Annotated in this window: 8 protein-coding genes; all 8 read right to left on the reverse strand. The window is 43.2% G+C overall.

Going from position 1 to position 14,359, the window contains the following annotated elements; translation table 11 throughout:
• Positions 1–12: 12 nt before the first annotated feature.
• The 8 genes from KQP79_RS12005 to KQP79_RS12040 all read right to left on the reverse strand — a co-directional run bounded on the left by KQP79_RS12005 (position 13) and on the right by KQP79_RS12040 (position 14,292).
• A complete protein-coding gene (locus KQP79_RS12005; RefSeq protein WP_004310365.1) occupies positions 13–1,761 on the reverse strand; it encodes a hypothetical protein in 1,749 nt (582 codons plus the stop codon).
• Between the two features lie 37 nt (positions 1,762–1,798).
• A complete protein-coding gene (locus KQP79_RS12010; RefSeq protein WP_234120592.1) occupies positions 1,799–5,308 on the reverse strand; it encodes an alpha-galactosidase in 3,510 nt (1,169 codons plus the stop codon).
• Positions 5,305–7,404, reverse strand: a complete 2,100-nt coding sequence (locus KQP79_RS12015; RefSeq protein WP_004310368.1) for a glycoside hydrolase family 36 protein — start codon at positions 7,402–7,404, stop codon at positions 5,305–5,307. The genes KQP79_RS12010 and KQP79_RS12015 overlap by 4 nt, the downstream gene beginning before the upstream one ends.
• A 12-nt stretch (positions 7,405–7,416) precedes the next feature.
• Positions 7,417–8,571: an MFS transporter gene (locus KQP79_RS12020; protein ID WP_004310370.1), complete on the reverse strand. Its 1,155-nt coding sequence runs from the start codon at positions 8,569–8,571 to the stop codon at positions 7,417–7,419.
• Positions 8,572–8,707: 136 nt separating this feature from the next.
• A complete protein-coding gene (locus KQP79_RS12025; protein WP_008641751.1) occupies positions 8,708–10,309 on the reverse strand; it encodes a hypothetical protein in 1,602 nt (533 codons plus the stop codon).
• Between the two features lie 22 nt (positions 10,310–10,331).
• The gene (locus KQP79_RS12030; RefSeq protein WP_004310374.1) at positions 10,332–10,910 is read right to left on the reverse strand and encodes an SIS domain-containing protein; all 579 of its coding nucleotides are present in this window, start codon (positions 10,908–10,910) and stop codon (positions 10,332–10,334) included.
• Between the two features lie 5 nt (positions 10,911–10,915).
• Positions 10,916–11,884: an ROK family protein gene (locus tag KQP79_RS12035; RefSeq protein ID WP_004310376.1), complete on the reverse strand. Its 969-nt coding sequence runs from the start codon at positions 11,882–11,884 to the stop codon at positions 10,916–10,918.
• Positions 11,885–11,889: 5 nt separating this feature from the next.
• Positions 11,890–14,292, reverse strand: coding sequence for a glycoside hydrolase family 2 protein (locus KQP79_RS12040; RefSeq protein WP_004310379.1), 2,403 nt, complete (start codon positions 14,290–14,292; stop codon positions 11,890–11,892).
• Between the last annotated feature and the right edge of the window lie 67 nt (positions 14,293–14,359).

Consider the following 14,359-nt stretch of genomic DNA (forward strand, 5'->3'; position numbering starts at 1 on the left):
ATTGTTTTCTGTCTAATTAAATGAACTCAACATTTTATCCTTGTCGTATCCTATGTATTCATAGCGTTCTATCCGGACACCTTGATTCTTTGCGGTAATACATGGGCTTGTGCCATTCCATGGGCTATCCATCCACCATTCTTCTACTAGTAGCTTCCTTTGAGTTGAAGAGCTGTCGGTAAATGAGAACTGAACTTTTGAGGCATCTACAGCTCCACCGGAGTAACCTAGTACGGAATAAGTACCTGCCAGATTACGCAGATCAACATAAGTGAGCGGACAACCGGATGCATTTAGTGATGTGATGGATTTGCACCGGTTTATATCCAGATATGCTAATCCCGGATTGTTGCTCACATCTATAGAGGTTATCATATACTGATCGCCAGAAATGAATTTGGTTAATCCTGCATTCTTGGCACTGAAAGTCTGAATTCCTTTCTCATCTACCGGACCTGCCGTGTAGCTGGTACTGATTGCGTATTTACTAAGATCGATTTCTCCCAGATTATTTCCATCCAGAATGAGGTTTTTGTATCCGCAGAAGTATTGTAGTCCTTCCAGATTAGTGATTCCCTTATTGCTAAGATCAAGGGTCGTGTTATTCCTGAAGTATTCAGTATTCAGAGCAGCCACTGTCAGAACTTTATCTCCATCGAATACATCCGGAACCAATGCTTTGAGTGCGTTTCGCAGATTGATATCAGGAATTTCTCCGTACTTTTTCATTGTCTTCTGATATTTTCCGTAACTGTAATAATAGTTGTTGTTTCCATCGGGATAGTCGTGCATCCAGTCGTACCCTTCCACTGTCACTCCATTATTGATGGCATCTACGATAGAACCGCTATTGCTGTAGTATGAGTCCATCCACCAGGATTCCATTTTCAGGAGTCGTTCTTTACTTGCGTCATCGCTGAAAGTAAATTTGAAGTCTGTGCTGTTGTAGTTCAGACATCCGCCATAGATACTGTGGTAATTGCGTACATCCAGATATACCAGTTTACAGTTTAGAGCAGAGAACTTCTCAATGTTATAACAATAATACAGGTCGACAGATTCTAGTTTGGTACTTCCATCTATGTTGAGAGATACCAATGTCGTGTTCGGCTGTTCCGAAGTGGCTAGTTCCAGTTTGGTCAGACCAGTGTTTTGTGCAGTCAGTTCAGACAGTCTGGATAGTACTTCTGCAGGAATTTCACTGATATCATTATTGTTGCAGATCAGTTTCCGAATGTTGCTGAAATATTCGAGTCCCTCCAGAGAAGTGATATTTTTATCGCTGATATTTAGTGTGCCATCAGTGAAAGTGACATATTTAGCACTGGAAGATATCTTTTCTCCTTTAAATATATCAGGGAAAAGAGCAGACAAGGCATTACGCAGGTTTTCGTCGGGCATAACTCCAACAGTACTGTTGATGACGCCTAATGTTCGCATTTTGCTACCGCGTACCAATACAAGTCCATAAGAATCTTTGGTGGCCGTAGAGGGGTAAAGTACCGTGATATGATCGGATTGTACTTCTCTGGTTTCCATGTAGATGGGCTGTTCGGTTCCTCCTGAAAGGGGAGAAAGAGCCAGTACATCACAGTCGATAAAGCCATTTCCCTGAATGGTAATCTCTGTGCCCAGGGATTCTTCCGAAATATCCGGAAGCACTACATTGGTTACTCCTAGGTCTGTGCCTAACTTTTCGTCTTCACATCCCAAAAGGAATACCATTCCAAGCATTAATAAAATGTAGAAATGTGTTTTCATAAATACTATTTGTTTAATGAATAAATAGAGTACATAGTTATTCTTGTTTTAAGACGATCACAGAATGAGCCGGAAGTAAACATAGAATTTTATCGTTCACTTTGAGAGGCTGGGCGTCCGGAGCCAACATTTGGTCTGTGGTAGGTAAACCGTCTTTGATATAACGGTAAACCTGATAATTCCCTTTGGTTTGCGTATGTTGGTTGATTAGGCTTATTGCTTTCTCCTGGTCCATTCCATTGGCGAAAACATATACCCATTTGCCATTTGTGTTTCGAACAGCAGTTCCTGCATACCATTCTTCCGGTGTTGCTATCGGATAGATTTCAGCTCCCGGGCGTATGAAACGTGTCAACAGAGAATAGGCATAGTACTGTGGGCGTACCTCGTAATCACTTTTGATATCGTTGTAGTATGGTTCCGAAGCGTATGTTTTCTTTACATACTTCCATAAACCCAGTTGCTGCATTGCTCCGTAGTCTGCATCCTTACCATAGTATTGGTCTATCAGGCTCCAATAGCTAACACCGCTTGCTCCTGCATTGAGTAGATTGATGGCTATGCGTGTCATGAGTACTCCTCGTTCATACAAGTCGATATCTTTTTGTCTGGTGGCACCTACGCATTGATTACCTCCGAATTCACCGATGAAATGGGCTTTTCCAACTGAAGAGGCCAATTGAGAGTTTTGTTTTTCCCAATCCAGAATTGTGGAGTTCGGAGTTTCGTAGCCGAAGATATAGGTGTGGGAGTTGAATACGTCAGCAACGTTCGCCAGTCCTTTCGTGCAGGCTGCCAGATATTTATGCGTTCCTGTACCTCCGTCTGAATTGTCAGAAAGGCTGAAATGTACTTTATTTCTTATTCCATCCTCTTTGAAACGTCTGTCGAGTACTTTACACATTTCAATATAGTCGGCGGTGGGAGCAGCTTTACCTTTGATGATATATGACCAATCTGGTTCGTTGATCGGAGTAATCTCTTTGACGCACGTGTATTTTTTGTTGTTGAGCAGGTGTTGTACAAGTGCGGAAAAGTTCTCGCTCCATTCTTCATAGTTAGTCGGGGCTACTACCCAGTTACCATAATTCCCTTCGGCCAGGAAATGTCCCGGAGGGGCTCCCCAAAGTACAAGGGTGACTTCCATTTTCTGTTCTTGTGCCATATCCAATACTTTGTAGAGTGATTGCATTTCTACAGAGTTGAAAGTGAAATTATGCCAGTCGATTTTGGATGCATCCGGATTGTCATTCTTTGGCTCATACCATTGTGGCATCACCATCACCCGTAAGCTTTGCAGTCCCATTTCTTTGACACGTTTCACAACGATGCGATCCCAGTCTTCAGCTTTAGCTCCATCATTGCGGGTCACATTTTGTGAGAGAAAGTGGGGATCTAGTTCTGCACCTATAGCACGGAGCTTTACACCGGTTTTCTTTCCTACAGAAAGTTTCTGTATGGCAGTTGTTGAACTTTGGTATTTGATTATCAGACTACTTTGCGGGTTATCCAGTGTCAGCGTGAAGCCGTTAGCCAGTTCTTTACCGGTTTTCTTTATAGCTTCTCCTGTATCTTTATTGGTGAGTATATAAGTGTGGTCAGGGTGTAGCCCTGATAAATTGACAGTATAGCTCTTGTCCGGATTGTCTTTGCGGCGGAAAGCTACGATGTATCCGCTGTCATCCGACGGACGATAAAGTTGGTATGCTAGCCAGATATTTTCCGAAGTAATGTTGTTTATTCCACTCAACGGATAGTAATCTTCATAGAAATAGGGGCGGAGTTCTTTGAACTCTGCCTGGCGGTCGCGCATATCATAGATGGATTGTCCGGCTTCGGTTATTTTCCAGTTGTAGATAATAGAGGTTCCGAGGCTGGAACGGAAAGTGAATTTATCGGCACTCACAGTTCCTGTACCATGCAGGGGAAGGTATAAGTTCAATCCGTAAGTATGGCATTGATAGCCGATTGGTTCTCCATAACTGTAATCTGTTCTCCACATCGGTGCACTGCGTGAGATACTTTCGAGGTCAATACGGCGTCCGCCACTGGCACAATTATCAACCAGCAAGCCCGGAAAGCGGTTCAGCAGATATTCCCAGAAAGAATAAAGTCCTTCAATGTATCGGATTTCGCAGATACCTTGTCTGCCAGGTTCATCATTGGCAGCCCAGAAACCTTCCGGCTCTATATTGAAATCCTGGCGGTAGTAGTCTATGCCATTTTCTTCGAGGAAGTCTCCGATATATTTACTCATCCATCGACATGCCTCCGGATTTCCGAGATTGAATAGATAAGAGTCGTGCTCACTATCTTTTGTCCAGTCTTCCTGTTTGGCTTTTCCTCTGGCATCCAACATCCATTGAGGGTGTTGCAGTGCCCAAGCTGAGCCTTTCATAACACGCTCCGGTTCAAACCATACCATGAACTTGGAACCAACTCTATGCACTTCGTCGGCGATGGGGCGTAATCCTTCGGGGAAACGAATAGAGTCGACGGTCCAGTTTCCTACGGTGTTCGCCCAATTCTTATGATTGGCTACATCTGCAGAGTGATTGTACCATCCGGCATCCAGCCAGAATACTTCGGGTACTAATTTGAATTGTTCATACCGTTTCACCATAGCAATGGCATAATCTGTAGTCAGGCAGGTATATTCATTACAGGGAGTAGGATCACCGTAGTTGAAACTGGTCGATATTGGATATACGGTCGGTTTACCACCTACTTTCCAAGTGTGGTGGGCTTGCACGAAACGGCGGAACTGGTTGTGTCCTTTCATCCGGTCGGAACCGTTCCAGAATGACAGGCATACACTGGAAGTGCGGATGCTCTCTTCCGGATACAGATAGGTTTTCAAACGTTCAATTCCGGAGGTAAGCGCTACGCTTTGCTGGTCTGCACAGCGCACATCGGCAAACCAGGTTCCTGTCCATCCGATGGCTACGATAACTCCTTGATTAGCCGGAGATTCAATATTGAAGAATGGCATACGCATTTGTGAAGAGCGTCCACCTTCCGGTCTCATATAAAGATTATCACCCGGAGACAAGATTGTAAGTTGCTGGCTGAAATCTGATTTGGATGCATGGCTGCCTTCGGAATGATGAAGGTTGAATGCTCCCGGATGCTGGTAGCGGAATGTGATATCAGACACTTTTATGTTGGCAATCTCCGGCGTATTTTTCTTTCCCTGGTTGGTGAAACGGAGTACCCATTCCACCGTATTGAAGTCGGTAAAGCCTTTCACTTCACATTCGACTTTTAATCCTCCGGATGGTTCACGATAAGTATAAAGGTATTTCAGAACCTTGGGATCGTCACTTTTCTGACGCGTAGCCGTATAAGACCAGCTTTTGATAAATTCCTGTGAAGGTTTACCTCCATATTCGAAAGAGAAAGGAGGGACCACACCGCGGGCAAAGTGGGTGGTTATCCATTGGCTGGTGTTTACCGGGCGGTCGCTCATGCGGGCTACCGTCTGTCCTGTTCCATTATGAGGGAACAGAAGCAGAATGAATAGATAATATAGTATTCTTTTTTTCATTCTTTATTCGGTTTTTCGTTGGTAACTTTATATTTTAGTAATAAGGAACTATGTGGCTTTTCGAGGATCAGTGGCAACTGACTGGTCAGTTCTTTTCCCTGATAGATTTTGCTCTGTCGGCTATCCATGTCTGTCACTGTATAGTATTTTTCCGGATCCACTCCTGAAAGTCTGACGGTGATTTTTTTGTCTTTGGAGGCGGTTCTGCGGAAAGCAACGATAATACCACTGTCGTCCGACGGACGATGCATTTGATAGGCTAGCCAGATATTATCCCGCGTCATGTCTTCTGTACCCGTCAGTGGGTAATAATCTTCGTAATAGTAAGGTCTGATTTCGTGGAATTCTTTCAGACAACGTTGCATTTCGTAAACGGAGGCATTTTTATCGGTTATTTTCCAGTTATAAATCAAAGCTGTGCTGACGCTTGAGCGGAAAGAATACGGATCGGTCTGTAAACTACCTGTTCCATGTAAAGGTAGGAAGAAATTCAGGCCATACGTGTGACATTGGTAGCCGTCCGGATCGTCGTAATGATAATAATCACTCCTCCATAGTGGTGCGCTTCGGCCGATTGTTTCCCAGTCAATACGTCGTCCCCCACTGGCACAGTTGTCTATGAGCAGGTTCGGGAATCGGCTCAGCAGATAATCCCAGAAGTAGTATAGTCCTTCGATGTGTCGTATCTCTTTCATTCCTGTACGTCCGGGCTCATCGTTGGCTGCCCAGTAGATATCCGGCTGCATATTGAAATCCTGACGGTAATAGTCTATGCCGTTTTCTTCGAGCATATCGCCTATATATTTACTCATCCAGTGGCAGGCTTCCGGATTTCCCAGATCGAACAGTAGGTAGGTGTCATTGTTGTGTTCGGGAATGTCGAGCATCCAGTCGGGGTGTTCTACTGCCCATTGGGTACCACGGATGACACGCTCGGGTTCGAACCAGACCATAAATTTAGCTCCTACTTTGTGTATTTCGTCGGCTACAGGACGAAGTCCTTTGGGGAAGCGCAATGTATCTACAGTCCAGTTACCGGCTGTGTTGGCCCAGGTCTTGCCATGTTCGAAGTCTGCAGCATCGGTGTTCCATCCGGCATCCAGCCAGAATACTTCGGGTTTCAATCCGAACTGTATGTAACGTTTCACCATGGCAATGGCATAATCGGCTGTCAGGCATGAGTATTCCGTACAAGGTGCGGGGTCCCGATAGTTGAATCCGCTGGAAAGAGGATATTCGGCAAATTTTCCGTTGATTTTCCGTGACTTGTGTGCCAGGACAAAACGGCGGAATTTATTGTGTCCTGCCATCCGGTCGATATTTTCCCAAAACATCAGACTGATACTTGGGGTACGAATTGTTTCCTGTGGACGTAAGTATAATTTCATGGTTTTCATTCCCGAAGCCATGGATATTGTACGATTATCTTGTGCGCATACATCTGCATACCAGGTGCCCGACCAGCCTACTCCTAATATGACTCCCTGTCCGGCAGGTGATTCAATGTTGAAGAAAGGAAGATAGTCCCCTTCTGAAGAGCGTCCTCCTTGTGGAGACATCTGTTTGGTTTCACCCGTTGCCAGAGTAACCGAACGTGGATGGAAATCATATTTGGAGATATGGTTTCCGTCTGCATAGTGTAACTTGAATTCTCCTTTAGAAGCGTATTGCATGGCAAGGTCCACTACTTTCACTTGTTCCAGAGTGGGAGAGTTGCTCGTACCTTTGTTGGTGAAGTTCAATACCCATTCGGCAGCCTGATAACTGGGATAGCCTTTTACGGTACATTCTACTTTCAGTCCGTTGGTAGGATTGTAGTAGGTAAAGAGATACTTTATCACATCCGCTTCTTCGGATTCTATCTTTTGCTGGGAATAGTCCCATTGGCGGATAAATTCTGCGGAAGGTTTCCCGTCACATATAAACGAGAACGGAGGTGTTTTTCCTTTAGCGAATTGTTTCTGAATCCATTTTTCGATTTCAGGAATGTGTTTGGAGATTTTAGCCGTCGTCTGACCCACGGCTATGATGCTCCACACACTCATAATCAGTAATGAGAACAGGAATTTCGATTCGATTTTCTTGAAATGTTTCATTAGAATATAGGTTTATGTGGTTTTTATTTTTCTCATTATTCCGATCAGATAGCACCATACAATGGCAAGTACTATGATTGCAGATAACTGACTGTGGAATGAATCGGTAATTACTCCTAAAATAGGCGGGAGGACGGCACCGCCAGATACACCGACGATAAGAAGTGCAGATACTTCGTTCGCTTTCTCGGGAACACGTTTCAAAGACAGAGAGAAGATGATGGAAAACAGATTGGCATATCCTATCCCGAAAACTGCTACACATCCGAGGATAAACCAGAGATTAGTGCTAATGGTCATCAGTATCAATCCTGCGAGAGCTATCCAGACGCTATAAATATAGAATTTACTTTCTGAATATTTCATCAGTAGGATACCACCCAAAAAGGCTCCTACAGTGCGGGCGAAGAAATACACACTATTTCCCATTCCTGCATCTGTCAGTGGTAGATCACAACGTTCCATCAGGAATTTAGGGAAAGTCATATTGATACCTACGTCTACACCTACCAGCACGAGAATACCGATAAAGAAAGCAAGAATGTATTTGTCTTTGAATAATTCAAGAGTGACTTTGAAAGAAATGTTCTTCCGTTCCTGTTGTTTTTCTTGTATAGGGGTAAGCCATAGCCATATCAAAGCGAGCAGTGACAGTCCGGCATAAATGGGGAATATCATTTTCCATCCGAAAAAACTACCAGTCACCCAAGCTGCCAGGATAGGACCCAGGAATGAACTGACTGCTTTGACAAATTGTCCTAGGGTTAATGTACCTGTCAACTTATCGTTTGCAACGACATCCGTTACTAATGGATTGAGTGAAACTTGCAATAGAGTGTTACCGATACCTATCAAGGCAAATGCGATTAATATGGCGGTAAAGTCGTATGCAACGAGTGGAAGGCACATGGCTAATACATGGAATGCGAAGCTAAGTAGTACGGTTTTCTTGCGTCCGATGCGATTCATTAACATTCCGGTGGGAATAGAAAGCACCAGGAACCACAAGAAACAGGATAGAGAGATGAGATTAACCATCGTATCGGTGAGATGGCTGAAATCATTCTTCACATAGCTCGTGGTTATTCCGACAATGTCAACAAATCCCATAACGAAGAATCCGAACATGACGGAGAGCATTTTTACTATGGATATTTCTTTTTTCATTCGTGTACTTTTGATGATAAATTACTTGGTTGGTGGGCATATATATCCAGCACGGTGGATATATATGGCTAACATGGTGAATATATATGCCCAATACGGTGTATATATATCCCCACTAAATGGGGTGTATATACTTCTATTTTTGTACTAATACCCTGATTGATGAACGAGATAATTTAAGTTTTAGGTTATTCTCTTGCGTGTTGACCGTTTCTGTTGATTCTATAAGATTATCACCTTCCGGTAGGCGTCCTTCCATATATTTGTAGACATTGTATTCTCCATTGGCACCTTCTTTATCATTTTCCAACTGTATCATCTTGTCTTTGTCTGTAGCGTTGGAAAGTACATACGTCCATTTTCCCTCTGTGTTGAGAAAAGCACTTCCGGCTATCAACTCGTCGCCGAGATCCAATGGATATACTTCGTCGCCCTGGCGGACAAAACGTGTCAACAGACTATATGCATAGTATTGAGGACGTACCTCGTAGTCTTCCTTGATTTTGGAATATACATCTGGGTCTTCGGTATAAGCGGATTTTAGATATTTCCATAAACCGAGTTGCTGCATTTCCGAATAGGAGGCATTGCGGTTATAATATTGATCGATCAGACTCCAGTAGCTTACTCCGCAAGCACCGGCATTCAGATAGTTCAGAGCAACGCGGATTATCTGTACCCCTCGCGTATACGTGTCTATACCATATTGACGGGCACTTCCGTATCCAGGAAAACCGAATTCTCCAACAAAATGTCTTTTACCTCCTGCAGAAGCTATATTTTGACGTTCCCAATTTACGAGAGTCGAATTAGGGGTGTTGTAGTCAAACTTGTATACATGAGAGTTATACAGGTCGGCTTCATCGTTTGTGAAAGCGGAAACACAGGCGGCGATATATCCGGGTGTACCGTCTGTATTGTCAGAAAGGTTGAAGTGTACCTTACTGCGTATTCCATCTGCTTTAAACTTGGCATCCAGTGCTTTCACCATGGGGGCGTAGGTGTCCTGCCAACCCATGGTTTCAAAATCACCTTGCCACATGATGCGGCCGTAACCTGCTATATGACTGTCAGGTTCATTGAATGGAGTAATTTGATTGATACAGGTATAATGCTTTTCTTCAATCAGGTATTTCACCATTGTGGAGAAGTTTTCAGCAAATTCTTCATAGTTATCTATACCGGCAATCCAACCCGGATTAACGTTATAACTTCGTGCATCACACAAGAAATGCTTTTGACCATTGTTAATGCCTGATAGTAAGTCGATATTGGTAATGGCTCCCCATACGACTAATGTCACTCCGATATTATTCTCCTGGGCCAGATCCAATACTTTGTATACAGATTGCATTTCTTCCGAATCAAAAGTGAATTTGCTCATATCCGCGACATTAGGATCGTTGTTGTCATTGGAGGGTTCCCACCATTGTGGCTGCATCATGATTCGGAATTGTTGTACTTTCATTTTCTTTACCCGTTGTACAACTATATTTTCCCAATCTTCAGCCTTTGAACCATCATTGCGGGTGATGTTTTGTGAGAAGAAGTGTGGATCCATCTCGACACCGATAGCATGAACCGGAGTTCCTGTTGAATTCCCTACTGCAACAGGATAATAGTTGCAAGCCGGGCAATCGTCATATTTGTTATAATCATCCGAGCAGGCGGACATTCCCCAAAGTGTGCAAACAATACTCAATAGAGTTTTACTGATATGTGTCATTTTCATTGCCATATTGATTAAATTTAGTAGGTTATTATTCAAAGCCTAATTCTGCCTCAATTGCCTGAATCAGAATGTGGATAACTTTGATGTGAATTTCTTGTATTCTGTCGGAATGTGCTGCTCGTGGCGCGCAGACTGCAATGTCTGCCAGTCGTGACAGTTCATTCTCTCCTTTTGAAGTCAGCGCTATCACTTTCATTCCATTGTTGTGTGCTTGTACGGCAGCTTTCAGTATGTTCTCGGAATGTCCGCTTGTGCTGATGGCCAATAATACATCTCCCTTACATCCCATAGCTTCTACATAGCGGGAGAAGATCTCGTTGAACGAAAAATCATTTCCCACACAGGTCATGTAAGCCGGGTCATTGATTGCAATTGCCGGTAGCGGGATGCGGTTGTTGCGGTAACGTCCGGTTAGTTCTTCTGCAAAGTGGGTGGCGTCACATAAAGAACCTCCATTACCACAGCTGATAATCTTATTTCCGGCTTTTAATGCTTCGGCGCAGGTAGAGGCTGCCTGTGAAATAATCCCGACTGTTGTTGTTTCCTCAAGAAAGCTCTCCAACGTTTGCCGAGCCTCTTCCAGTGTTGTTTCAATAAGCTCTTTCATAATAGTTAATCGGTTAAGTTAGCGGCTACAGAAAGAGCTGCATAATCTCCTATCTGCTCTCCCAAGGCGGCTGGTTTCACTTTACATACTCTGTTTGCACAGGATAATGCTTCCTGATCGATTATCTTTTGCATGATGGGTTCCATCATATTTTTATTCCGGGTATAGATGCCACCTATCACAATGACTTCCGGATTCAAGATATCGATCACCATGGATAATCCTTTTCCCAGATAAATAGCAGACGTCTCATATATGCTTTGGGCTAATTTATCACCTTTGGCAGCTTCTTCAGCCACTTTTCGGGCAGTAAGCTGATCTAGTTCCTGTAAGGTACACCATTCAACTTTCTGTCCGGTCTGCAATTTCTCCATCACATACATTTTGGAGAGTTGAGCAATACCTCCACCGCTGGCAAATCCCTCAAAAGAGCCCTTTTTACCGTAACCTATCGGACCGAAATCCGACAGGCGGATATGTCCCAGTTCTCCGGCATTGTCATTGGTGCCCGTATACAGTTTGCCATTTAATATTAATCCTGCTCCCAGTCCCGTACCGAATGTGAGAAAGACCATATTCTTAGTTCCTTTTCCTGCTCCGAACTTCCATTCGGCTAAAGCACAGGCATTGGCATCATTGTGTAGATTGGTTTTAATGCCCGTCTTTTTTTCCACCATTGCCACAATGGGGATGTTGTCCCATCCCGGTAGGTTAGGGGGAGACATCACGATGCCTGTTTCACTGTTGAGAGGACCTCCGCAACAGATTCCAATCGCTTTTGTGTTAGTAGGGGTTAGCTGGTGGAGGTTCATCATCTTTTCGGTTTCACAGAGAATTCTGTCTATTGTTTCGTCGACTGTGGTCGTATCAAATTTCTTTTTGTCGATGATATGTAGCTCGTCGTTTTCTTTGATACCGTAGATGATGGCGCATTTGGTGCCTCCTACGTCAATTCCTAACAAGTTCTCTTTCATAACTATTATTTTTTAGCGTATAATCCGGTTTTTTGTAACAGCCGCTTGTATTCTTTCAAGTTGAAAGGTGCCTTGCCGTATAGGTAATGATTCATGAATTTCTGATTACCGATCTGGTATTGGATCAGATAGATTCCTTGACCGCTTTCTTCCGGTAGTGAGGCTATTCTGACCTTTTGATTGGCTGGAATACGGAAAGTGCTCTCATAGATTTTACGTCCCGAGGATGTATCTGTTACCGTTACATTACCACTTTGTACGTTGCGTGTGTCATTCGTTCCTATCAGTGGGTAATTTCCGCCTTCTGCATCATTGATTAGTACACAAACATCCTGTTGAACATTCTTGATGAAATAATATGCCATCTTCTTTGAATTGTAGTAGTCAACAATCGCATCAGAGATCACTGGCCATCCATCCCGCAGGTTCCACCAGACAATACCAGTCTTGTCGTCAAACTTCTTTCCACGCCACATTTCTATGAAATATTTCATAGCTTCTGCCTGTACGGATTGAGAAGCGAATATAAAATCATCCAGTTTGGAGGGAACTTCACCAAAAAGTAAACGTACCTGATTAATCATAAGATTATTGCGATCGAATGTCTTTCCCCATTCTGGGAATCTACGAACAGATTTGGTAACCCATTCATCATTCCATTCATGATTTTTTGTCCAGGGATATACGGCATCTTTTGTCATCATTTTCTGGAGACTTTCTAAATTAGGGCAGCCGTGATAGCCGATTTCACTGACAAAGCAGCAGGTAGCATCCGTATAGAATTTGTCTTTGTAATATCCTCTGGGACCCCATAAATGGTTTTCTGGTAAATATTGGTCAGCACTTCCTCTTTCATATACCGCTTGGCTGTAGTAAGGAGAGCTGGGAAGATAAGGGCGAGTAGGGTCAAACTCATAAATAACTGCCGGGAGGACCTTGCGGCTAACTACATCCTGATTTGGATTAATATTAAATGGTTGCAAAGACCAGCGCAGTGCACAATCGTCTTCATTATTTCCTGACCATAAAACGAGTGATGGATGATTGCGTAACTTGCATACAACGGAAATGGCCTCTTCTTCCAATGCTTGTGTAAATGAGCTGCGTTGAGGATAGAAAGTGCATCCCATCGTAAAATCCTGCCATACCATAATGCCGTTTTCATCGCATAAATTAAAGAAATGATGATCTTCATACACGTTGCCACCCCAACAACGTATCATATTGCAGTTTAATTCTACAGCCATGCGGATAGATTCGTCTACGAAAGAATGATCCCGGCTATGGAGTGCATCCATGGGTACCCAATTGGTTCCGTGAATAAAAATAGGTTCTCCATTGACTATGAAACAGAATTTACCCGGATGATCCGGTGGGAGGTTGATGTCTGTAATGTCTAGTTGAATCGTGCGGAGGCCTACCCGTTTATTATCTGTTGATAAAATAGTGCCGTCAGAATCTACTAACTCTACTTTTGCATCATATAAAGCCGGTTCTCCATATCCTCTTGGCCACCATAAATCAGCATTCTTGATTTCCATTATATATCGGAATGCTGGGGAAACGACAACAGAGCTTCCTTTATATATTTCTTTCCCATGGCGACTTAATGTATATACGGCTTTCACTTTGTCGAACTTTTCGAAAGGTAGTTTTACTTGTACATCAGTATACAAACGTACATTTCTGGTAGCAGTGTCTACATTGGCGACCATATAGTGAACATCTGTGAGACGTGCCGGATTCAATACGCGTAATTCTACATCTCTCCACAAACCTGCACTGACTAATCGTGGCAGAATGTCCCATCCATAGGTGTGCGGAGCTTTTCTGATGAATACGGATTCTTCAGACGGGAAGTTTCCAATACTGAATGTCCCTAACAGATGTTTTTGTCCTTCAATAACAGATGAACGGAGTATCACTTGGAGTTGATTGCTTTCTCCTGCTTTTATTTCTTTAGTTACATCAAAAGCATGTTCAATCATCATATTTTCTGCTTTGCCAATGTGCTTTCCATTCAGCCATATATCGGCCAGACAGTCTATTCCGGCAAAGAAGAGTTGATATTGTTGTCCTGGTTTTAGTTGTGGCGCTACGAATGATTTGGAATAACACCATTGATAGCCTTCCCATTTGCGTAATTCATTTACATTACTGCCAATCATCGGATCTTTAATTAAGTTGGCAGCCATTAGGTCTAGTTCTACATTACCGGGGACTTGGGCTGATAGATGTTTCACTTCAGCTAGTTGCATGTCCTTGGGCGAAGTTATAGGTTCTTCAGGTTGCATCCAATAAGAGAGTTCCCATGTTCCATTTAAGGAGATGGAACTACCGGAATCGGCAAAAACACCACTTGTACAAGTGAGAAATATCAAAAATAGCAGTGTACTGATTTTATTCATTGTTAATAGATTTGATTGATGGTGTGACAAAGTAACTAGTGTTATATTTTTATAGTATTACATAACG

Source organism: Bacteroides sp. DH3716P (assembly GCF_025914115.1).
GTDB classification, from domain to species: domain Bacteria; phylum Bacteroidota; class Bacteroidia; order Bacteroidales; family Bacteroidaceae; genus Bacteroides; species Bacteroides ovatus.

Coding starts and splice junctions, on each gene's coding strand:
- KQP79_RS12015 (WP_004310368.1), bottom strand. CDS start 7,404: ATGAAACATTTCAAGAAAATCGAATCGAAATTCCTGTTCTCATTACTG.
- KQP79_RS12010 (WP_234120592.1), bottom strand. CDS start 5,308: ATGAAAAAAAGAATACTATATTATCTATTCATTCTGCTTCTGTTCCCT.
- KQP79_RS12030 (WP_004310374.1), bottom strand. CDS start 10,910: ATGAAAGAGCTTATTGAAACAACACTGGAAGAGGCTCGGCAAACGTTG.
- KQP79_RS12035 (WP_004310376.1), bottom strand. CDS start 11,884: ATGAAAGAGAACTTGTTAGGAATTGACGTAGGAGGCACCAAATGCGCC.
- KQP79_RS12025 (WP_008641751.1), bottom strand. CDS start 10,309: ATGGCAATGAAAATGACACATATCAGTAAAACTCTATTGAGTATTGTT.
- KQP79_RS12040 (WP_004310379.1), bottom strand. CDS start 14,292: ATGAATAAAATCAGTACACTGCTATTTTTGATATTTCTCACTTGTACA.
- KQP79_RS12005 (WP_004310365.1), bottom strand. CDS start 1,761: ATGAAAACACATTTCTACATTTTATTAATGCTTGGAATGGTATTCCTT.
- KQP79_RS12020 (WP_004310370.1), bottom strand. CDS start 8,571: ATGAAAAAAGAAATATCCATAGTAAAAATGCTCTCCGTCATGTTCGGA.